The following is a 20,346-nucleotide window of genomic DNA, read 5'->3' as shown; positions in this document are numbered from 1 at the left end:
TTCTAAATCTCTGGGTTCACTCGCTATATAATCTTTGGAGCATTTGCTTTTAATTCTAGAGATAACGTATCTCATATATGGACTTTTCCGTAGTTTTGCAGCAGTTTTTAAACGGCTTATCGATTGGTAGTGTTTACGCAATTTTTGCCCTCGGCTACACCCTAGTATTCTCGATTTTAGGAATCATTAACTTTGCCCATGGCGCAGTATTTACCCTTGGCGCATATTTTACCTATATCCTCTGTGGTGGAGCATTTGGATTCAACGGCATATTAGCAAATCTATCTCTACCCAAAGAATTGCATTTACCATTTTTTGTTGCCATTTTTGTCAGCAGTGTGATGGCGGGTGGGGTCAGCGTCCTAATCGAACGCATTGCTTTCCGACCATTGCGCGATCGCAAAGCCGATCCCTTACTCACCTTAGTTTCTAGTTTGGGTGTAGCCGTTGCGATCGTGAATATCATTCAATATCTAGTCGGTGCAGAGAGCTATAATTTCCCCGCAAATATTTATGGCAACCTACCATCTGCCATCAACTTCGGCTCTATCGACAAGCCGATCGCCATTCGCACCGTTCAAATAGTCATCTTTGGCGTATCGGGTGTCATTTTAGCAATCCTCACCTACGCAATTAATTTCACAAAACTTGGCAAAGCGATGAAAGCTGTCGCCGAAGATGCCACCACTGCCAGCCTGTTAGGAATCAATACGGACTTTTTTATTCTGCTTACTTTTTTTGTGTCGGGTTTCCTTGGTGGACTCGCAGGAACACTTGTTGGCTCTAGTGTCAGTATTGCAGGCCCCTATTTTGGCATTGGCTTTGGGCTAAAAGGTTTAGCGGTGATCGTTCTTGGAGGGTTAGGCAATATCCCTGGAGCCGTTGTGGGCGGCGTAGTTTTGGGGCTTGCCGAGTCCTTTGTCCCATCCGAGCAATCAGCTTACAAAGATGCCGTTGCCTTTGCCCTACTATTCATCGTTTTACTGGTACGTCCTCAAGGAATATTAGGTAAAACCTTTGTCCAAAAAGTATAATTTGCTACATTTTGCATAGGAACCCGAAATTTAAGAAATATTTTTTTATCTTGAGTTTCATTTAATTTTATGAAGTGTTGAAAATCACATGGGAAGATAATCACAGTTTGTATTCTTCTACACAGACACAAATTATTGCTCCATAAGTTTTAGTCATTGAGTAAATCATTGACATGTTAAGCAAAAACCTACATAGAGAGTCTGGTTATGTTGCACTCACTTTATTATTCAATTGGCGCTATTCAAGACGAAGCAAGACATTTACTTGAAAGTGGCAGACTCACACGCAGTCAGCCAATTCATACCCTCTGTAGCTTCTTCCGCGATCGCGAATGGTGTCAAATCGAACGAGAATTAGAAGAAAATCATTACCTATTGCGCGATCGCATTTGTGATTTATTAAGTCGTGAATGTTGGCAAAGTGATTAAGGCAAAAAAAAGAGCGCAAAGCGCTCTTTTTTTTGAGAAATACAACGTAAAGTTATACAATTTAGATTGTGTATAGCTTTTCGCTAGCCATGTAAGCGCATCAATGGAGGTCATCCAAACCATTGGGGAGTCAGCAAAAAACAAAATGAGTCAAAGTGTTAGCCCAATTGATCGCCTAAAACAATTTGTTAGCCAATCTGCTAATATGCTGAACTTAGATGAAGATGTGGCAATAGATAGGGGCATGACTCAAATTATTAAGTCGGCGGTAATGGTAATTGGTGGTGGAGAGGATAAAGTCCAAGACCGCAAGATTCTCAAAGCCTTTGTAGAAAGTTCTGGCGGCTCCCAAGCTCGAATTGCCATAATTCCATGTGCCTCCAGAGAACCAGATATTATTGGCAGAATTTATCACGATATTTTTACCGATCTTGGCGCAAAAGTAGTTGAGGTGTTAGATATTCGTGAGCGTCCTCACTATGATTACCCCGATGCCGAAGCCCTCGTAGATCGTTTTACAGGCATATTCATGACTGGCGGCGACCAACTACGTCTTTGTGGTCTGATCGCCGATACCCCATTTGCAATCACGATCGCCAAGCGCATCACTGAACAAAAGTTAGTTCTCGCTGGGACAAGTGCAGGAGCCGCAGCTATGGGCTACCACATGATTTCAGGTGGTAGTAGTGGTGAGTCTCCCCATAAGGAACTGGTCAATATGAGTACGGGTTTGAATATCCTGCCTGAAATTGTCGTCGATCAGCATTTCCATAACCGTAATCGCATGGCACGTCTCATGACAGCGATCGCGGCTCATCCTGACCGCATTGGTATTGGCATTGACGAAGATACGGTCGCCATTTTTGAGCCGAATAATGTTATGAGAGTTTTAGGACGTGGCACTGTCACCGTTATTGACCCAGGGGAAATCTCCTATAGCAATCAGCTCTGGGTCAGTGGTTCAGCACCATTAACCATTCACAACCTACGAGTACATATTCTCGCCGCAGGTTGTAAATACCATTTACTCAAACGGATTCCGATCAGTCCTTCTGTATAAAAAAGGCTCGCTAAGCGAGCCTTTTTATTTTATGGATTCCGATCTGATGTATAAAAAAGCTTGCTAAGCGAGCTTTTTTATTTTTACGTATTCCAACCTTTAGTTGGTAAATCGCTCGAATCTACAGGAGTATCAACTATTGATTTCAAACCTTCTAAAGTCGAAGGTAGCGATCGCGGGTCCATAAACATCACTTTGCTACTACCGCTAGAACCAACCGTTGTTGCCATTGAGATATAGCTTTGAGCCAACAAAAATTGTAGTGCTTCCTGAGACTGAGGATTTCCTTTCATCGATTGCAATAGGACTTGCATTGCTTGAGATGTACCTTGCGCTTTGAGTACTTGCTCTTGACGTTCCGCCTCAGCTCGCAAAATTCGTGATTGCTTCTGTCCCTCAGCTTCTAGAATGGCAGACTTCTGTGAAGCTTCGGCATTCAGTAGCTGCGACTCAGCTAAACCCTTCGCTTGATTAATAGCAGCTTCGCGCTCACCTTCAGAGTTGAGAATGGCAGCCCTTTTTCTGCGCTCTGCTGTCATTTGCATTTCCATAGCTTCCTGTACAGCTTTAGCAGGTAAGATGTCGCGTAACTCGACCCTTGTTACTTTCACGCCCCAAGGATCGGTGGCATCATCTAAGTCACGTAACAGAACTTCATTAATTTTGTTTCTCGCTGTGAAAGTTTCGTCAAGCTCTAAACTACCTAGTTCGGCGCGAATCTGAGTCAAGACAATATTTGCCATCGCTTGACGCAAATTTTCCACACGATAAAAGGCTTTCTCCATGTCAACTACGCGCCAGTAAACCACTGCATCAGCGGTAATTGACACGTTATCGCGAGTAATACATTGTTGCGGGGGAATATCTAGTACTTGCTCTTTGATCGATCCTTTATAGCTCACAGTGTCAATAAAGGGCAGGATAAAGTGGGGGCCAGCAGGTAGTTTGCGTTTGTATTTACCAAAGGATGCGACTAGTGCTTCTTCGCCTTGATTGACAATTTTAAAAGATGAGCTTCCTACACCAAAGAAGACACCTGCACCAATCACAAAACTCCATAAGTCCATAATGTTTTTCCATTGTTAGTTGAACTCACGTTAATGATAGCTTGATTGATCTGCGACAGGCGATCGCTTATGTATCAAAAATAGTACAATGGCTAAATAAGCTCAATCTCAAAAGCATTCCATATTAAAATTTTGTATCTTTTAGGATTGCTATATTCCCAGTATGAGTAATGTCAAACGAATTAAAGCAATCTTTTTTAAAACTGAATTGGGTAAGGAGCCTGTGAGGGATTGGCTTATGTCTTTGCCTAAAGATGAGAGACAAAGATTGGAGAAGACATTAAAACTGTGGAATTTGGGTTTCCTATAGGTATGCCAACCTGTCGTCCTATGGGGAAAGGCTTATACGAAGTCCGTACCAATCTTGAGAATAAAATTACACGGGTTTTATTTTCCGTAGAGGGCGATAAAATGATTCTTCTGCATGGATTTGTTAAAAAGACACAAAAAACGCCTAAAGAGGATTTAGATTTGGCGTTTAAGCGACAAAGTGAGTTTAGAAACAAAATTTAGCAGCAGGGTAAAGGATTACAAATGACTAATAATTGCTATTTAGGTTCTTCTTTTGATGATTTCCTCGAAGATGACGGGATTTTAAATGAGGTGACGGAAGTTGCGCTGAAGCGGGTACTGGCTTGGCAAGTTGAGCAAGCTATGAAAGAGCGTGGCTTATCTAAGTCCAAAATGGCGAAATCAATGCAGACTAGCAGAGCAGCGCTAGATCGATTACTCGATCCTGAGTATGAGTCCGTAACTTTACGGACTTTGGATAAGGCAGCAAGGGCTGTAGGTAAGCGAATCAAGATTGATTTGGTGGATGTTGTTTAGTTTTAGATCGCTTATGCACCGAAAACTTTGCTGATGGTTTCGACAATTTTGGTGATGGTGGGAATGGTATTGATAATGCGCTTTAAGGCTCTAATTGCTTTACTAGCAAGGGTTGATTTTTCTTCGGGTTTGTCGTTAAGGGCAATTTGGGCAAGTTCTTCCACTTTTTCTAGCGCATCGGCTTTGTCTTCATCAGTAAGATCTTTTTCGGCGCTAATTGCTTCTTGTAGTTGAGTTAAGAGAGTCTTGATATCAGGACTCTCACCAGTATTTTGAACTGGTATTTGATTAATTGCATTAGTGACATTGCCTTTGATTTTGCCAAGATTAACTACGCTATTCGTGATATCTCTCGCAGTAAAAGTTACAGGATTTTGTTCTGTCATGCTTTTTGCCTCTGTCTGTGTAATTACTGTAACATCACCTTTCTTTGCCTCTGCTAAAGCAAAGTACATATCTTTCATCGTCTCAATAGTGCGATCTTTCTCCTTTAATAACTGAGCTTGATGTTTTGCTTCAATTTCCTTGAGTTTAGTTTCGTATCCACTATCAAAGCTACGTTCAAATTTACCTTTATCTGTATCCTCTGGAACGGCTACCGTTAATTCAACATCTTGACCTTTTTTCTTGATTTCTTGAATGTCATCAGGATTTATATCTGGATAGTCTTCTGTCAACTTTTCCCATGCGGCGATGAAGGCTTCGCGGTTGATGCCGTTGCGGATGAGTAGCTGCACGATGTTGAGGCTGACACTGTAGCGTCTTGAAAAGTCACCTTCTGCAAATTCTTTGTCAGGATCGTGGGGACGACGTTCGCGATCGCCTTTGGCGTTGGGATGCTCTAGCTCGAAAACAAAGCGACAATCGACATCATCAAGTTTGGTGGTGTGGTCGTAGCTCCAACCTTCTAGACATACGCCTGTCATTTGTGCGCCTGTGAAGTCTGTGCCAATGGCTTGGGTTTCGGTGAGGTTTACCCCTTCGAGATTTGCCTTACGAAAACTTGCTTCGCTGAGGATGGCGCGTTTGAAGTTGACATTTTCTAAATAAACACCGTCAAGGTTTGCACCGCGCAGGTTTAATCCTTCGTAGGATTTGCTTGGGTTGGGTGTGCCTCTGACTAATAGTTCGCGAACTTCGGGATTAGAGAGAATTGATTGTCCAACCCTTGCCCGATCTAGTTTTTTGGCTTGCTTCCAAAGAGTGTAAGTTAGATTTGTAGTCTTCGGAATATTCTTGTCGCGGTAATTACGGAAGTCACTGCTTTTCAAATTTGCTTCTGTAAAATTAGCATTCTTTAAATCTGCACCACGAAAACTCGTACCGCCAATACTGGCAAGCGCTATGCTAAATTTTAGCAATATCTCAAACTTGGTATCACCTTTTAAAGTACGCCGTACAACATAAATACTTAATAAAATTGTAACCCCAGCTACAGCTACAGCCCCAGCTACAGCCCCAGCTCTAGCTACACTGCCAGTCATAGCCATAGCTCCTGCCCCTGCCATAGCCATAGCCATAGCCATAGCCATAGCTCTAACATCAGCCACAGCCATAGACCCTGCCATAGCCACAGCCATAGCCATAGCTATAGCCACAGCCATAGCCATGGCACTAACACCAGCACCATCTACAACCACAGCCACAGACACAACCACAGCACCAGATACAGCCACAGTACCAGCCACAGTACCGAAAGCTTCTGCTGTAAAACCTTGTCGGATAATGGCAAAAAACAGCACAGCTATGGTAACTATCATGGCAATTGCAGGAGCAACCGTGAAGCGCTGGATATTAGCAGGCTGAAAGAAAACGGCTACCCACGCGCCAGCAAAGCCTGATAAAAAGCCTGATAACGCGGACATGATGAAGGAAATTACTAGCTGGAAAGCTAACCACCGTTTCTGCACCCCCATCTTAGCTTTCGAGAAATTCGCCCCTCTCAAAATCGCATCTGTAAAATCTGTACCCCTAAGATCTGCATCGCTAAAATCTGAGTCTGAGAGGTCTTGCCCCTTAAACGATCGCCCACGCAAATTTTGACCAGCATAGTTTTTCGCCGTAGAGGTCATAGCCTTAAAACTTCCAGAAATTTGGATTAATTTTACGATGACTCTCCAAAATTTTCTGTAATAGTTGTTAAGTAACTAAGCCTAAAAACACATAAAAAGCCGAGATTGAGATCTCCGACTTTTTGTGTGACAAACAAAAGTAATCTGCTGATTGCAAAGAAAAAGTCGGAGATCTGGGCGTTTGCAGTTTTCTTCCTTATGGCTCGATACCTAATTCAGCTAAGCGATCGCGCAATTTTTGAGCCTCCAGTTCCGCAACTCTAGCCCGTTCTTCTGCCGATTTAGCCCGTTCTTCTGCCGACTCAGCCCGTTGGATTTCTTCTTGCCACGCTACAAATAGCTCACTGGGGATCAGTAATTTTTCACCATTGTCCTGACGATAGAAACCGATTAGAGAGTCTTCGACTTCGAGACGTAATCCTAAAACTTGACTCAAACCATCAGCGATCGCGGAATAAACTAGAGATTCCTCATCATTTTCTGGCAGATTATCTTGACGACGATAGCCTCGTAACTTTTCAGAAATCCATTCACCTTTAGGATCAAAAAGCCAATATTCTAAAACTCCTATGCTTTCGTAAAGCTCTCTTTTTTTAGCTTGGTCATGGGCTTGCGTACTCGCAGAAGTTATTTCAAAAATAACGCTGGGGATTTGTCCTGTTTCCCAAATTTTGTAATTATCATATGGCTGCTGCGGAATATCAAAAATTACCATCACATCAGGCGCAACTCGCAATCTAGAAAATCCCTGCGCGTAATACAAAAATTGATCAGCAAGGACAACAGGCGATCGCTCAGCAAACTTTTCAGCTAAATAATTGCGTAACACTGCAACTGTCGCAATGATCGCATCAGCATGAACAGATGTCTCTGCCAAGGGTTCACCATCCTCAGAAGGATAAAATATTTCTTTTTGTGTTTCTTGATTCTTAGGAATCTGTTGAATAGACTCAAAAGCAGTGGCAATAGTTGGTGTCATCGGTCAAGCAATGCGATCGCACTGACAGCAAAGGACTTTTAAAGATATTTTTTAATTATAGCGATCGCGACAAACCGACGGAGTTTTGATTTGGACGCTGAAAATGTTAACGTATTCATATAAATTTACAATTCACTGAGCCTTGTCTTTGGTGGCTTATTCCTGATGGCTAAATGTGTAATTAATCGCCGAGCCGAATTTTCTGCTAGTCACCGCTACTGGTTACCCGAAATTCCAGACGAGGAAAATCTGGCAAAATTCGGCGCATGTACTAACTTTCCGCCCCACGGTCATAACTACGTTCTGTTTGTTGGGATGCAGGGAGAAATCGACCATACTGGCATGGTGCTAAATCTTTCTGATGTCAAGCAAATCATTGCCCATGAAATCACAACTCAACTCAATTTTTCCTATCTCAATCAAGCATGGGAAGAATTTCAACAAACCCTTCCCACGACTGAGAATATCGCCCGTGTAATTTGGCAGCGACTAGCTCCATACCTACCATTGGTTAATATTCGCTTATACGAACATCCTGAACTTTGGGCTGATTATCAAGGTAACGACATGCAAGCACATTTAACAATTAGTACTCACTTTTCCGCCGCCCATCGCCTCGCTCTAGATACACTTTCCCTAGAAGAGAATTCTGCTATTTATGGCAAATGCGCCCGTGTTAATGGACATGGACATAACTATCATTTAGAAGTTTCCATCTCTGGCGAAATCGATCCACGCACTGGCATGATTGCTGATTTGAGTGATTTTCAAAAGGCTCTCGATCAATATGTACTAGATCCGATGGATCATACCTTCCTCAACAAAGATATTCCCTACTTTGCTGAAGTTGTACCGACTGCCGAAAACATTGCAGTCTATATCCAAAAGGTTCTCACCCAGCCAATTCGCGAAATTGGGGCAAAGTTACATAGCATCAAACTCATAGAGAGTCCTAATAACTCCTGTGAAGTTTATGGAGAATATCAACTTTCGGATATTGAACATTCCTTAGAAGAAGCTCTTGCCAAGGCGGCTTAATGTAGAAAAGCGATGCAAAGCATCGCTTTTCTACACATCAAATTTGCAAATTAAAATTTCACTATGTCTGAATCAAATATTTCTGCGGTAAATCTCGACAATAATCTACCAGCAGAAACTGAACCTGAAGAAATTATTATCGATCGCCTCGAATTAGATCGAGTAATCGCACGACTAACCGAAGCGATCGAATATGGTCTCAAAACAGGAATTAAACGAGGACTACTGCATTTACCCGCTAGCGATCGCCATTTATTGCTCATTGCCTCAGACATGGTTCAAAAATCCAAAAAATTTCCTAATTACAAACTGACCTTTTATCACAAAGGCATGGGCGAAGGCACAAACACCTGTGCAGTCACATTCACAGAAATTTAGATAATCTCCTTGTGGGAGATTATCTAAACTTGAGGTTATGATCTCAACTCAGAAACAGCTACCAAAATCACAGGATGCCGTCCTTGGTGGTCAATCACCGCCACCACTTGGTGGTTTAGTTTTAGGTGGAATTGAAGGAGTCAGAAGAAGATTAGCTAGTCCTGCGATCGCGCCTAGAATCTCGGCTCTACGGGAAGCTCTTAACTACGGTGAAACAGGCTTAGATTTAGTATTGCAGGGGCTCCAAGATGAATCTCTCAAAGTCCAACGTACTGCCCTGTTATTACTCTGGCGCAGACCTGAACCCCATATTCGTCAAGCCATCAGTAGCTATAGCCAATATCATTTATTTGACATCACCGATACACTACAGGGGCATGAAGAGGCGATCGCGACCCTCGCGCTTTCTGCCAATGGACGCATTTTATATAGCGCTGGAGCCGACTTCACCATCAAGGTTTGGGATTTAGGCAAAGGAGAAAATCCATCTCAAAAACCCAGTAAACAGATTGGCACAATTCGCGGTCACAACCATATTGTTACTTCCATTGCCCTCAGTCGTAACGGAAGAATCTTGGCAAGCGGCAGTCGTGATAAAACGATTAAACTTTGGGATGCGCGATCGGGAAAAGAGTTGATGACATTAACTGGGCATATTGGCTATGTCAACTCTGTAGCCATTACACCCGATGGGAAAACTCTAGTTACAGGCAGCCAAGACACCACCATTAAACTGTGGGATATCAAAACAGGCAGAGAAATTCGCACCCTTCATGGTCACACAAGCCTAGTAGATTCTGTAGCCCTCAGTCCCGATGGTAGAGCGATCGCCAGTTGCAGTTGGGATACCACGATTCGGGTATGGGATATCATCTCTGGAAAACTAAGATGGGAATTCATTGGACATTCAGCGAGAGTTCTTTCCTTTGCCATTAGTCCCGATGGACGCACCTTAGTCAGTGGTAGTCTCGATACCCGCATCAAAGTTTGGGATCTTGAGACAGGTAAAGCAATCCGTACCCTAGAAGGACATTGGGGCTGGGTCAAGTCATTAATCATTAGTCGCGACGGCAAAACACTGATTAGCGCCAGTTATAAAGAAATCCGCGTATGGAATTTAGAAACGGGTGAACCAATCCAAGTTCTCAATGGACATATCAATCTGATTAATGCGATCGCCCTCAGTCGCGATGGACAGACCTTAGTTAGTGGTGGTGAAGACTGCAATATTCATATATGGGGAGTTCCATAATCAAAAAAATAAAAAAGAGAGCATGAATGCTCTCTTTTTAACTAAGCTTCTAACATCACAAAAGATTACTGTATATCTTCTATGAGATGCCAAAGCATGCCCCCCAAGACTTAAATATTTGAATTGACTATCTGGATCGGCTAGGCGACAACAGCTTTGAGCTGTTTTTTACGTTTTGCCATCTGCCATCCACCTAAAGCCCCTGCAACAAGAATGCCAGCGATCGCAGGAGGAACGGGAACAGATCTCGAAGTACCTCTAATCGCCACTGAGTCATTAAAACACTCAAGGAACAAAGAACCAAGATATTCGCCACTAAAACCAACTGGACGTTCAAACTTAAATCCAAACTTGATCAGATTATTGCTTGCCAAAGCTGGATTAGGAAAATCAGCCAAAGCACTTGGTAAAAGTGCAGTCACATCACCCACTCTCGATGAATAGCTACTAATTACATTAGGAACACGAGCATATTTATATCCAGAGTAGTAGGGATCATTCAACGCCAAATCACCGATTTTGGCATTTGGCACATAGGTTGCATACTGATTCAAGCTAGAGAAACCACTATTTTCTTGGGTAACACTCTTGGCAGTAACACCTGTATATACGCCTGTCGTAGGTGCAGCCGAGTCATTAGTTACAGAAAAGCGAATACCAATTAGAGATCCTTGAGCCGACGTAAAGCTATTATTTGGCTTACCGTAGTTAAAGTCTAGAAATAGGTCGCCCCATCCAATATTATGATCAGCAGCAGCACTAGAATAAACACCTGTCAGTGGTGTACTAGCACTAACCCCTACCCAAATCTCATTACCAACTTCCTTAATACCAATGCCATAGATATCGTACTGACTCGTAGCACTGAGGTTTCCATTATTGTATCCATCATAGGAATAGTCATCCCTAGCATAGTTCCAACCATTAACAAGAGTTCCTGCTTGTGCTGGTAAAACTGTAGCGATCGCCCCCAACGCTACAACTAGTGCAGAAGCTACTTTTTGAATAAATGACTTATTCACTTCTTCTTCCTGAAATATCTAACTAACAGATATGATTCACCTTTTCGTGCGCTTTGTCAGCTAGGAGAAGTTATCAGAAAGTTACTTTTGATTCATTTTCATACAAAATGCTGGTTATCAAATAGTTATTTAGGGATTTTCTGGCTTTTAATTACCCCGTAATCTTTGAATCTGGCGATCACTCTGTTGCGCCCATGTAGTATTTTTTTGCTGATTAAAATAAGCCTGAGCTTGAATAAAAGATTGAATTGCCTCTTGTTTTTTACCCGCTCTTGTCTGGGCTACACCCAAAGTATAAAAAGCCTCGGCATAGTCTTTCCGAAATTGCAAAGCATTCCCAAGCTGCCCGATCGCATTTTCCGTTTGACCTTGAATTAATAAAGCTGCTCCCAAATTGTAATAAGCCTCTGCATATTCAGGATTTAGTTGCACAGCTTTAGAATAATAGGTGATTGCCTTAGAAATATCGCCTTGGGTTTGAATTAATAGACCCAAGTTATAAATAGTTTCAGGAGACTGAGGATTAAGTTTCAGCGCTTGATTAAGACTAGAAATCGCCCCATTAATATCCTTTTTTTCCTTAAGTGCTAAACCTAGATTGTAATAGGCAACCGAGAGATTAGGATCAAGTCGCACCGCCTTTTGTAAATTGGGAATTGCTTGATTAGGATTGCCCGCTTGCAATTGTGCTGCACCTAAATTGCTATAGGCGACCGCAAACTTCGGATCGAGTCTCGTAGCTCTTTGAAAAGAATAAATTGCTTCCTTGAGTCTATTTGCCTGTGCATAGGCTAAACCTAGATTGTAATGGGCAGCAGTTAGTTCAGGATTTTTCTTAATCGCTGCCCGAAAAATAACGATCGCTCCTTCTAGATTTCCTAGGCGCACATAGGCATTCCCCCGCTCCAAAAGTTGATCGGCAGTTTCATTGGGAGGAACAACTATCTGCTGTTGCACCTGAACTTTTTGAGGTGGCTTTTGACGCAATTGGGCGATCGCAATATCTGCCCCATAGGTACTAACTACCAATACCGATGCGAAAACGACAAAAACTGGTTTCATAAAAGCAAATTTCGTGTTAATGCCAGTCGAATCCACAAATATTACAGCACTTTATACTTTATGGTTAAGCCTTCTCTATCCAGAAGTTGGCAATAACTAAATGTAATGCCAAGCCACTCATCTCTTGAGACTAACTAACTCAAGCATTACTAGATTGCCAACTTCTGAATCACTTCTGACTACTTGCCAAAGAATGTTAAATTGAGAAGACTAAATTGAGTAAGAAATTGGCGATCGCCTTCAAGCCCCAAGCCTTGCAAATACAAGAACTGTTACCATGATTCTCGTTATCGACAATTACGACAGCTTTACTTACAACCTAGTACAGTACCTTGGGGAACTGCTTCCTGAGTTTCCTGCATTAGGTGAAATATTAGTTAAGCGCAACGATGAAATAAATATCGAAGAAGTCAAGCAACTTAATCCCGCAGGAGTCGTAATTTCACCAGGTCCTGGTCGCCCTGAAGAAGCAGGCGTATCGCTGGATATTATTACAGAGCTGGGCGCAGAAACTCCGATCTTAGGTGTATGTCTCGGACATCAGAGTATGGGCTTGATGTACGGTGGCAAGGTCGTCTCTGCACCTTATTTGATGCATGGCAAGACTTCGCAGATCTATCATACTGGAGTCGGTATTTTAGAAGGACTAGCTAACCCATTTACCGCGACTCGATATCATAGCTTAGTTATTGATCGTCAAAACTGCCCCGATGTGCTAGAAGTGACTGCATGGACTGAAGATGACATAATTATGGGAGTCCGACACAAGCAATATCCTCACATTCAAGGCGTACAATTTCATCCTGAAAGTATCTTGACTGAGGCAGGCAAAGACTTACTGAGAAACTTCTTAAAAGGTTTAAGCGTCAAAACCTAATATTTAAGGTAGGCGGCGCAAAATACCACCTACCTTAAATATTGAGTTTCAGCGCTAAGCGCTGCAATTATTTTTGTGGGGCAATCCTCACCTAATCCCAAGTAAACAATTAACTAAACAACATGCGCCGCAGACAAATTCTTCGACTCGCTCAAGGTGGACTAATCTCAGCTTTTACCGCAGGAATTATCGCTGATGCCGCGAACTCACAAACTAATTCAACACTAAGACTTGAATGGCTAGGGCATCTATCATTTTTAATCGCAGGCGATGGAGTCACGTTCCTCACCCATCCCTTTCGTCCTGCTGGTTGTACTAACAATTTACCTGCCCCCACAGCATCATCTGACTATGTTTTGATTAGTTCGCGCTTGCTCGACGAAGGATATTTAGAGAATTTACCGAAGGATCGGCGCGTTTTGTCTGAGCCAGGTTCCTACAACCTCAAAGGGATTAACCTTCAAGGAATATCAATGGATCACGATCGCATCGGTGGTCGGAGGTTTGGACGTAATGTGGCATGGAAATGGAAACAGTCTGGTATTTTTATAGTTCATTTGGGTAGCGCTGCTGCCCCTATCACATCGGCACAAAGAATTTTGATTGGTCGTCCCGATGTCTTAATTTTACCCATCGGTGGTAATGAGCAAAGTAGTGATCCCTCCGCAGCAAAGTCCTATTCTCCGACAGAAGCACAGGCGATTGTTAAAGAACTAAATCCCCGTATAGTTATTCCCTCTTATTATCGTACCGATAAATCTAGTAAGTCTTGTCAATTAGCATCTATCGATGAATTTCTCGCGCTCATGCCTAGCGATAGTATCAAGAAATTAGATGGATCTAGTTTAGAAATTAATGCCAGCAACCTACCGCAAAGCACAGTAATTCGTGTTCTCAAAAAATAAAAAAGGGTGGCGCTAAGCCACCTTTTTTTATGGTGATTTATGGTGATACTTTCACCACAGTTCCCACAGTCACTTGGCTAAATAATTCACGAACATCTTCGTTATACATACGGATACAGCCGTGGGATGCAGCTTGTCCAACAGAAGCACGATTTGGTGTGCCGTGAAATCCTGACCAGTTTTTGCCGTCAGTCCAAAAGCCAATCCAGCGATCGCCTAAAGGATTATCAGGATCTTTACTAGGAATGACATCCCCCGTAAATGGGTTGCGCCAAGCAGGATATTCAATAGTTTGCAATACCCGATGATTACCTACTGGTGTACTCCAACCTTCGCGCCCCACCGCAACAGGATAAGTCTTGAGGGGAATTTCGCCATGAAAAGCAGTAACAGTGCGGCGACTAATGCTTACTTCAAGACTCGTCACCTGCATTAGTTCACGATCCCACAATTGGCGATTGGGATTAATCGTATAGGGTGATTTTAATAATGGTAGTTTTTTCTGATAGGCAAGTGCTTGATACAGCAGCACTGCCAGCTCACTTTTAGAAATAGTATCCTTAGGCGCAAGAATACGTGGATCTGGATAATTAGTAACTAAGCCTTCCTGTGTAAGCGTGGCGATCGCAGGAATAGCATAGTCAGGAACCTGAGAAGCGTCACGATACATCGATAGCAAATATGCCTGTGGTGTCTTAGTAGCTTTGATATTGAGATTAAGTTGACTAGCGATCGCGACTAAGGTTTCGGCTTTTGTTGCTGGTTCATTAAGTCGATTTGTAATTTTAGGTGCTTTGCCATTAGCAAAGGCAGCATCTAATAAATTGGCAAGTTCAGCACGGGTAATGGGGCGATCAGGCTGAAATTGGCTAATAGAATCAGGAGAAACTAACAAATTACTTAAAGACTGATTAGACAATAATCCTTCAACAAACTTACGGGCCCAATGACTTTGCAAGTCTATAAACAGAAACTTAGACGAACGCTCAGAACTACTGATACTTTTTGCCCAAGTAACATTAGGAGTAGCCAGATTTAGAGAAATAAAGCTAAATACACTAGCGGTAATTATAGTAATGCGGACAAAAGAAGATGAAAGATATTGCTGATTTTGCGATCGCCTTCTCATAATTTCCAATTGCTATTGCATTTAATGTTGACTTAGTTGTCCAAAGTAGCTATGCAGTCTAACATATTGCACCTCAAAGCTCCTACGAGGTATACTGTCATACAAGATTATGACAAGCAAAGATATGAGAGTTAATGCAAGGCTTGATCGCGATCGCGCTAGTAAGTTTAACTACATTCGTCAGCGTACAAATCAAGGCGCATCTGACATTATGAAAGTGGCGATCGATCTTTACTACGAAAAATTACATCAAGAATCCTCCGTAAAACCTTTGCAACTCCTTAGAGAATCAGGGCTAATTGGTTGTGCTGAGGGTGATTCTGATCTATCAGTTAATTGTAAGCAATATCTCACTGAAAGTCTTAACGAAAAATATGGTCATCGTTGATTCGGGATTTTGGATCGCGTTGATTAACCGCCGTGATGATTATCATGTTCTCGCTCAAGAGGTTTTAGATACAATTGATGAGCCTTTGATTACAACATGGTGTGTAATTACAGAAGCTTGTCATATTCTCTTGAAACGTACAGGCACCAATGCTCAACAGACGTTCATTCATAGTCTAGAAGTTGGGGCTTTTGAGGTTTTTGATCTCAAAGTTCAAGATGGGAAAAGAATCAGTGAATTGATGAATCAATATAGTTCTCTACCAATGGATTTGGCGGACGCTTCACTGATTATTCTGGCGGAACATTTGGGGCATGGGCGAATTCTATCTATTGATTTTCGAGATTTTAATACCTATCGCTGGAAAAGTCGTCATCCTTTTGAGAATTTGATGTCCAAAAAATAGTGATCGCCACATAAGTGCGATCGCCCAAGAGCTTATAAATTCAAAGCTTTATGTCCAGAAGGTTAAGCATTGGTGCAGACCTATAATTCAGGTTATCTAGTTTGGAAATCTTTCAAAAAGGGAGAGTGTAAAGTGAAGTGTATAAAGTCTGGGATATATACAGAGAGATGATCTAGACACACAATTACCAACACTAAAACTGATGAATATACGCAAAGAATTGCTCGACGAATTGCTGCAAGAATGTAAAACACCACCTGACCTATTCGGAGAAGGAGGCATTCTGAAACAACTGACGACCGCATTAGTGGAGCGAGCATTGGAAGCAGAACTATCAACCCATCTGGGATACGGTAAGCACGAACCTAGACCAGAAGGACAAACCAACAGTCGCAACGGTTATAGCCAGAAAAAAGTGCAAGGTGACTTTGGCGTAGCCGAAATCGCAGTCCCCCGAGATCGGCAAGGGGAGTTTGAACCGCAGATGGTGAAGAAAGGACAAAGTCGCTTGTCAGGACTAGATGAAAAGATCATTGCTCTCTACGCACGAGGTATGAGTGTCAGGGATATTCAAGCCCAGTTGCAAGAAATGTATGGTGTTGAAGTATCACCAACACTTATTTCCAATGTTACAGATGCAGTAATTGACGAGGTGAAGCAATGGCAAAACCGTCCCCTTGAAGCAGTCTATCCAATCGTCTTTCTGGACTGTCTAGTCATCAAAGTCCGAGACAATGGCAGAGTGATTAACAAATCCTTGTACTTTGCCTTGGGCGTGAATATGGACGGGTACAAGGAATTACTGGGTATGTGGATTTCTCCGAATGAAGGTGCGAAATTCTGGTTGTCAGTACTCACCGAAATTCACAACCGTGGGGTCAAAGATATTTTGATTGCCTGTGTCGATGGCTTGACTGGTTTCCCTAATGCGATTGAGACGGTATTTCCTAAAACTCAGGTGCAGTTATGCATTGTCCACATGGTCAGAAACTCGGTCGCTTTTGTACCTTGGCAACAACGCAAGCAAGTTTGTGCTGACCTCAAGGCTATTTATAGCGCGGCGACGGAATCGGAGGCTGAGTTTAATCTCGAACTCTTTGCTGAAAAGTGGGACAAGCAATATCCATCAATCTCCAAGTCTTGGCGCAGTCATTGGGCAAACATTATCCCCTTCTTTGCTTTCCCGACCGAGATTCGCAGGGCGATTTATACCACCAATGCGATTGAGTCGATGAACAGTAGTTTGCGGAAGGTGATTAAATCCCAACAGATTTTTCCCTCTGATGATGCTGCTTTCAAGCTCGTTTATTTAGCAATGCGGAATATCTCGAAGAAGTGGACGATGCCGATTCGTGATTGGAAACCTGCTCTTAATCGCTTTGCCATCCTCTTCGAGGATCGTCTCCACGTCTAGCTTCTAGACTTTACACATTTTACTTGACAGTCTCATCCACATACCCAGTAATTCCTTGTACCCGTCCATATTCACGCCCAAGGCAAAGTACAAGGATTTGTTAATCACTCTGCCATTGTCTCGGACTTTGATGACTAGACAGTCCAGAAAGACGATTGGATAGACTGCTTCAAGGGGACGGTTTTGCCATTGCTTCACCTCGTCAATTACTGCATCTGTAACATTGGAAATAAGTGTTGGTGATACTTCAACACCATACATTTCTTGCAACTGGGCTTGAATATCCCTGACACTCATACCTCGTGCGTAGAGAGCAATGATCTTTTCATCTAGTCCTGACAAGCGACTTTGTCCTTTCTTCACCATCTGCGGTTCAAACTCCCCTTGCCGATCTCGGGGGACTGCGATTTCGGCTACGCCAAAGTCACCTTGCACTTTTTTCTGGCTATAACCGTTGCGACTGTTGGTTTGTCCTTCTGGTCTAGGTTCGTGCTTACCGTATCCCAGATGGGTTGATAGTTCTGCTTCCAATGCTCGCTCCACTAATGCGGTCGTCAGTTGTTTCAGAATGCCTCCTTCTCCGAATAGGTCAGGTGGTGTTTTACATTCTTGCAGCAATTCGTCGAGCAATTCTTTGCGTATATTCATCAGTTTTAGTGTTGGTAATTGTGTGTCTAGATCATCTCTCTGTATATATCCCAGACTTTACACACTTCACTTTACACTCTCGAATTCACTGCCTTGATTGTTGGTTAACGCACTCAACTTACCTTGTTTGCTCAATATATCTACAACCTGAGACTTAATCCCTTCAAGCGATTGCTTCAAACCATCATCTAAAGTCAAGAAATGTTGGGACAAGTGGGCGCGTATTTCATGAAGATACTTGTTGTAGGCAATACCATAAGCAGCTTCCTTATCACGGAGAGCCTTAATATCGGCAATAGACGGAATCCCCGTATCCTCTTTACATTTCTGTATCGCAGCATTGACTTGATTTTTGAAATCAATATCCTGCGCGTCACGCTGATATCGTAATTCTCGCAGTAAACCCTCTAAACCTACAGTTAGATCTTCCCAAAGTTGATCGAACAAATTAACAAAAACTGGAAACCAACTATCTCCTTTTGCGCTAATCCCCAAAGCTGTTTTAGCTTTCTCAATCTCTATTTTTGCAGCACTCTGTAACCTGCTTAGTCGCTCCTGACAGGCAGAAGCGTACTGCTGATCTAAATCAATAATATTTAGCGTCAAATAATCAAGCACGAGATCGAGGACTTTTTGATTTGCTTCTTGGCGATCCGCACAATTAGCCGTTATACAATCAACTACCTTAATATGACTAGCTTCTCGCGAATTCTCCAAATCCTCGCAATAAACGAGATTGTCGCCCATTCGAGAAGTTGCATCAGTCTTATTCAAAACAATAAATGACCAAAGATTAATCGGTAAATCCGTTAAAGCAGAACGGGCTGTATCGTAAAGCTTGACATCAACATCCGCCCAATAATCTCTCGGTGGTCTTGGCATTCGCACAAACAAAGCAACATCAACATCCTGCCCCAAAATCTGGATCAATCGTTCCGCATCGCCAAGTCCCGTATCCCCCAAACCTGGCATATCGATTAAAGTGATCTGTCCAACATCAGTATTTGGAAAAGAACAAACTATTTTGGCTTCTTGAACAGCTAAGTAATTAAAGAAAACTCTCTGACCGTCAGGAGCATCCTGAGCCACATATTCACGAATTTGCTCCTTAGAAATTCGATGGGGTGATGCCTCTCTCAATAAGTGCTTGTACTTGTCAAAGTTCGTATGATACTTACGAAAATGTTCATACATTGCCCCATACTCAGCTTGCCCTGAAAAGTCTTGATGAAGTGGTGGCAAAGGATTTCTCGCAAACTCATCTAAAGCAAAGGGTTTAACGCCTAACCGCAACTTTTCGTAGTAAGGATTGATTACCTCATTCAAAAACGATCGCTCAGAATGAAACCAAATCTCCCCATAGGTTTCTACGTTCGGATTGTGATGAATCGTACTACGAACACCTGTGCAATGGGAGCGATCGCCAGTAGGAATTTCATCAGATAGCCCTGATAAACTTTGTAGGTAACTGCTCAACCTAGAAGAATCAACAAAAAACAGTGTTCATATAACTGGCAAATTACTGATTATCTTTATAAATTAATAAATAAAATAGTAATTTATCGTTTACTTAATGAGAATGGAATCATTTAGGTGTTTTTTGATGCATCAAAATGGCTGAAACCTTTATTTCTTCTAGGTTGAGCAATTACCTTTGTAGTAATCGACTTTTACCTTGTCCCGCCCTTCCAATCACGCCAATATTAAGCGTATTGCGTGAAAATCGATTTTTTAGTTTACCTAAAGCCCCCAGTTCTTCATTGATACTAGATTGGATACCTGTAAGGTTTATTTCCTGTAAGCGTCCAATGCTATCAAGATCATCAATTTTTGATATTAATTGACTACGGTATTTATCTAGATCCTGTAATGCTAAGGCAAGAGTTTTAAGATTCGACTCTACTTCTGCAACTCTTCTCGCAAGAGGTTGCCTTTTTTCGAGAATACCTGTGATTTGAGAGGTTCTACTAATAGCCATGTTTTACGCTAAAGCTTAGGGATAGTTTTGGTACTCATTTCTAAAAAATAGTACATGAATAACACCTAAATATCATATCATTTAAAAATCACCTATGATTCCATATAAATATGATGTGCAGCTAAAAGTCGGAAAGGGCACTGGACAGTTAAAGCGTGATCAACGTATTTGCGTCTTTTTTGTCGGTATGAAATCGGCGTTTCAGCATCTATCCCCTCTTAGCTGACCAATACCGGAAATCACTGATTCCTCATAATGCATTAATAAAAAGTTTGAACTTTTCAGTAGCTCAAATAAGCTCAGGGCAATAGCTCAAAAAATACAACTAATAAAAAAATCCCCCACATTGCTGTGAGGGATTTTTTTAATTAACTAGCAAG

Annotated in this window: 20 protein-coding genes and 2 pseudogenes; 13 read left to right on the top strand and 9 right to left on the bottom strand. The window is 42.2% G+C overall.

The window, feature by feature from the left end:
* The first annotated feature begins 77 nt into the window (after positions 1-77).
* The 3 genes from NMG48_RS11850 (at position 78) to NMG48_RS11840 (ending at position 2,523) form a co-directional block, all read left to right on the top strand.
* On the top strand, positions 78-1,034 hold the full coding sequence (locus NMG48_RS11850) for a branched-chain amino acid ABC transporter permease (protein WP_271251758.1): 957 nt from the start codon (positions 78-80) through the stop codon (positions 1,032-1,034).
* Positions 1,035-1,241: 207 nt separating this feature from the next.
* The gene (locus NMG48_RS11845) at positions 1,242-1,463 is read left to right on the top strand and encodes a DUF4327 family protein (RefSeq protein ID WP_126385367.1); all 222 of its coding nucleotides are present in this window, start codon (positions 1,242-1,244) and stop codon (positions 1,461-1,463) included.
* Positions 1,464-1,608: 145 nt separating this feature from the next.
* A complete protein-coding gene (locus tag NMG48_RS11840) occupies positions 1,609-2,523 on the top strand; it encodes a cyanophycinase (RefSeq protein WP_271251757.1) in 915 nt (304 codons plus the stop codon).
* A gap of 83 nt (positions 2,524-2,606) precedes the next feature.
* Here NMG48_RS11840 and NMG48_RS11835 read toward each other — a convergent pair whose 3' ends face one another.
* Positions 2,607-3,590, bottom strand: a complete 984-nt coding sequence (locus NMG48_RS11835; RefSeq protein WP_271251756.1) for an SPFH domain-containing protein — start codon at positions 3,588-3,590, stop codon at positions 2,607-2,609.
* 163 nt (positions 3,591-3,753) lie between these two features.
* On the opposite strand from NMG48_RS11835, the pseudogene NMG48_RS21705 reads away from it, so the two are divergent.
* Positions 3,754-4,103: pseudogene (locus tag NMG48_RS21705) on the top strand (type II toxin-antitoxin system RelE/ParE family toxin).
* Between the two features lie 21 nt (positions 4,104-4,124).
* Positions 4,125-4,418, top strand: a complete 294-nt coding sequence (locus NMG48_RS11825; RefSeq protein ID WP_271251754.1) for a helix-turn-helix domain-containing protein — start codon at positions 4,125-4,127, stop codon at positions 4,416-4,418.
* Positions 4,419-4,429: 11 nt separating this feature from the next.
* Here NMG48_RS11825 and NMG48_RS11820 read toward each other — a convergent pair whose 3' ends face one another.
* Both NMG48_RS11820 and NMG48_RS11815 read right to left on the bottom strand, forming a co-directional pair.
* Complete coding sequence (locus NMG48_RS11820) at positions 4,430-6,490, bottom strand: pentapeptide repeat-containing protein (protein WP_271251753.1); 2,061 nt, start codon at positions 6,488-6,490, stop codon at positions 4,430-4,432.
* A 196-nt stretch (positions 6,491-6,686) separates the two neighbouring features.
* On the bottom strand, positions 6,687-7,469 hold the full coding sequence (locus NMG48_RS11815; protein ID WP_271251752.1) for a Uma2 family endonuclease: 783 nt from the start codon (positions 7,467-7,469) through the stop codon (positions 6,687-6,689).
* A 165-nt stretch (positions 7,470-7,634) separates the two neighbouring features.
* On the opposite strand from NMG48_RS11815, the gene NMG48_RS11810 reads away from it, so the two are divergent.
* The 3 genes from NMG48_RS11810 (at position 7,635) to NMG48_RS11800 (ending at position 10,137) form a co-directional block, all read left to right on the top strand.
* Entirely contained in the window at positions 7,635-8,507 is an 873-nt protein-coding gene (locus tag NMG48_RS11810) for a 6-carboxytetrahydropterin synthase (protein ID WP_271251751.1), read from the top strand.
* Positions 8,508-8,570: 63 nt separating this feature from the next.
* Positions 8,571-8,885 carry a hypothetical protein gene (locus NMG48_RS11805; protein ID WP_271251750.1) on the top strand — a complete coding sequence of 105 codons (315 nt, stop codon included), beginning with the start codon at positions 8,571-8,573 and terminating at the stop codon, positions 8,883-8,885.
* Between the two features lie 37 nt (positions 8,886-8,922).
* Complete coding sequence (locus NMG48_RS11800) at positions 8,923-10,137, top strand: WD40 repeat domain-containing protein (protein ID WP_271251749.1); 1,215 nt, start codon at positions 8,923-8,925, stop codon at positions 10,135-10,137.
* 140 nt (positions 10,138-10,277) lie between these two features.
* Here the strand turns inward: NMG48_RS11800 and NMG48_RS11795 are convergent, their stop codons facing one another.
* Positions 10,278-11,159 carry an XDD3 family exosortase-dependent surface protein gene (locus tag NMG48_RS11795; RefSeq protein ID WP_271251748.1) on the bottom strand — a complete coding sequence of 294 codons (882 nt, stop codon included), beginning with the start codon at positions 11,157-11,159 and terminating at the stop codon, positions 10,278-10,280.
* 147 nt (positions 11,160-11,306) lie between these two features.
* The gene (locus NMG48_RS11790) at positions 11,307-12,221 is read right to left on the bottom strand and encodes a tetratricopeptide repeat protein (protein ID WP_271251747.1); all 915 of its coding nucleotides are present in this window, start codon (positions 12,219-12,221) and stop codon (positions 11,307-11,309) included.
* 277 nt (positions 12,222-12,498) lie between these two features.
* Between NMG48_RS11790 and NMG48_RS11785 the strand changes: the two genes are divergently transcribed.
* Both NMG48_RS11785 and NMG48_RS11780 read left to right on the top strand, forming a co-directional pair.
* The gene (locus NMG48_RS11785) at positions 12,499-13,098 is read left to right on the top strand and encodes an anthranilate synthase component II (RefSeq protein WP_126385356.1); all 600 of its coding nucleotides are present in this window, start codon (positions 12,499-12,501) and stop codon (positions 13,096-13,098) included.
* Positions 13,099-13,220: 122 nt separating this feature from the next.
* Positions 13,221-14,003, top strand: coding sequence for an MBL fold metallo-hydrolase (locus tag NMG48_RS11780; protein WP_271251746.1), 783 nt, complete (start codon positions 13,221-13,223; stop codon positions 14,001-14,003).
* Between the two features lie 37 nt (positions 14,004-14,040).
* Here NMG48_RS11780 and NMG48_RS11775 read toward each other — a convergent pair whose 3' ends face one another.
* On the bottom strand, positions 14,041-15,132 hold the full coding sequence (locus tag NMG48_RS11775; protein WP_271255270.1) for a L,D-transpeptidase family protein: 1,092 nt from the start codon (positions 15,130-15,132) through the stop codon (positions 14,041-14,043).
* A gap of 109 nt (positions 15,133-15,241) precedes the next feature.
* Here NMG48_RS11775 and NMG48_RS11770 point away from each other — a divergent pair, with 109 nt between their 5' ends.
* From NMG48_RS11770 to NMG48_RS11760, 3 genes are all read left to right on the top strand, one after another.
* Positions 15,242-15,520: a CopG family transcriptional regulator gene (locus NMG48_RS11770; RefSeq protein WP_271251745.1), complete on the top strand. Its 279-nt coding sequence runs from the start codon at positions 15,242-15,244 to the stop codon at positions 15,518-15,520.
* Positions 15,507-15,926 (top strand): type II toxin-antitoxin system VapC family toxin, encoded by a 420-nt coding sequence (locus NMG48_RS11765; protein WP_271251744.1) that lies wholly within the window; start codon positions 15,507-15,509, stop codon positions 15,924-15,926. The genes NMG48_RS11770 and NMG48_RS11765 overlap by 14 nt, the downstream gene beginning before the upstream one ends.
* Before the next feature lie 202 nt (positions 15,927-16,128).
* Positions 16,129-17,340, top strand: a complete 1,212-nt coding sequence (locus NMG48_RS11760; protein ID WP_271251743.1) for an IS256 family transposase — start codon at positions 16,129-16,131, stop codon at positions 17,338-17,340.
* A 33-nt stretch (positions 17,341-17,373) separates the two neighbouring features.
* On the opposite strand, the pseudogene NMG48_RS11755 reads toward NMG48_RS11760, so the two are convergent.
* From NMG48_RS11755 to NMG48_RS11745, 3 genes and pseudogenes are all read right to left on the bottom strand, one after another.
* Positions 17,374-17,988 (bottom strand): annotated as a pseudogene (locus NMG48_RS11755) (IS256 family transposase); the annotation flags it as partial.
* Positions 17,989-18,054: 66 nt separating this feature from the next.
* Positions 18,055-19,464: a hypothetical protein gene (locus NMG48_RS11750; RefSeq protein ID WP_271251742.1), complete on the bottom strand. Its 1,410-nt coding sequence runs from the start codon at positions 19,462-19,464 to the stop codon at positions 18,055-18,057.
* A 172-nt stretch (positions 19,465-19,636) separates the two neighbouring features.
* Positions 19,637-19,966 carry a hypothetical protein gene (locus tag NMG48_RS11745; protein WP_271251741.1) on the bottom strand — a complete coding sequence of 110 codons (330 nt, stop codon included), beginning with the start codon at positions 19,964-19,966 and terminating at the stop codon, positions 19,637-19,639.
* Positions 19,967-20,346 lie beyond the last annotated feature (380 nt).

The organism is Pseudanabaena sp. Chao 1811, assembly GCF_027942295.1.
Taxonomy (GTDB): Bacteria; Cyanobacteriota; Cyanobacteriia; order Pseudanabaenales; family Pseudanabaenaceae; genus Pseudanabaena.
This window is presented reverse-complemented; position numbering and strand designations above follow the sequence as displayed.

Excerpts from the sequence above, each read along its gene's own strand:
- NMG48_RS11825 (WP_271251754.1), top strand. The coding sequence starts at position 4,125 with ATGACTAATAATTGCTATTTAGGTTCTTCTTTTGATGATTTCCTCGAA.
- NMG48_RS11850 (WP_271251758.1), top strand. The coding sequence starts at position 78 with ATGGACTTTTCCGTAGTTTTGCAGCAGTTTTTAAACGGCTTATCGATT.
- NMG48_RS11815 (WP_271251752.1), bottom strand. The coding sequence starts at position 7,469 with ATGACACCAACTATTGCCACTGCTTTTGAGTCTATTCAACAGATTCCT.
- NMG48_RS11810 (WP_271251751.1), top strand. The coding sequence starts at position 7,635 with ATGGCTAAATGTGTAATTAATCGCCGAGCCGAATTTTCTGCTAGTCAC.
- NMG48_RS11820 (WP_271251753.1), bottom strand. The coding sequence starts at position 6,490 with ATGACCTCTACGGCGAAAAACTATGCTGGTCAAAATTTGCGTGGGCGA.
- NMG48_RS11765 (WP_271251744.1), top strand. The coding sequence starts at position 15,507 with ATGGTCATCGTTGATTCGGGATTTTGGATCGCGTTGATTAACCGCCGT.
- NMG48_RS11745 (WP_271251741.1), bottom strand. The coding sequence starts at position 19,966 with ATGGCTATTAGTAGAACCTCTCAAATCACAGGTATTCTCGAAAAAAGG.
- NMG48_RS11800 (WP_271251749.1), top strand. The coding sequence starts at position 8,923 with ATGATCTCAACTCAGAAACAGCTACCAAAATCACAGGATGCCGTCCTT.
- NMG48_RS11845 (WP_126385367.1), top strand. The coding sequence starts at position 1,242 with ATGTTGCACTCACTTTATTATTCAATTGGCGCTATTCAAGACGAAGCA.
- NMG48_RS11785 (WP_126385356.1), top strand. The coding sequence starts at position 12,499 with ATGATTCTCGTTATCGACAATTACGACAGCTTTACTTACAACCTAGTA.
- NMG48_RS11775 (WP_271255270.1), bottom strand. The coding sequence starts at position 15,132 with ATGAGAAGGCGATCGCAAAATCAGCAATATCTTTCATCTTCTTTTGTC.
- NMG48_RS11790 (WP_271251747.1), bottom strand. The coding sequence starts at position 12,221 with ATGAAACCAGTTTTTGTCGTTTTCGCATCGGTATTGGTAGTTAGTACC.
- NMG48_RS11840 (WP_271251757.1), top strand. The coding sequence starts at position 1,609 with ATGAGTCAAAGTGTTAGCCCAATTGATCGCCTAAAACAATTTGTTAGC.
- NMG48_RS11780 (WP_271251746.1), top strand. The coding sequence starts at position 13,221 with ATGCGCCGCAGACAAATTCTTCGACTCGCTCAAGGTGGACTAATCTCA.
- NMG48_RS11760 (WP_271251743.1), top strand. The coding sequence starts at position 16,129 with ATGAATATACGCAAAGAATTGCTCGACGAATTGCTGCAAGAATGTAAA.
- NMG48_RS11835 (WP_271251756.1), bottom strand. The coding sequence starts at position 3,590 with ATGGACTTATGGAGTTTTGTGATTGGTGCAGGTGTCTTCTTTGGTGTA.
- NMG48_RS11770 (WP_271251745.1), top strand. The coding sequence starts at position 15,242 with ATGACAAGCAAAGATATGAGAGTTAATGCAAGGCTTGATCGCGATCGC.
- NMG48_RS11805 (WP_271251750.1), top strand. The coding sequence starts at position 8,571 with ATGTCTGAATCAAATATTTCTGCGGTAAATCTCGACAATAATCTACCA.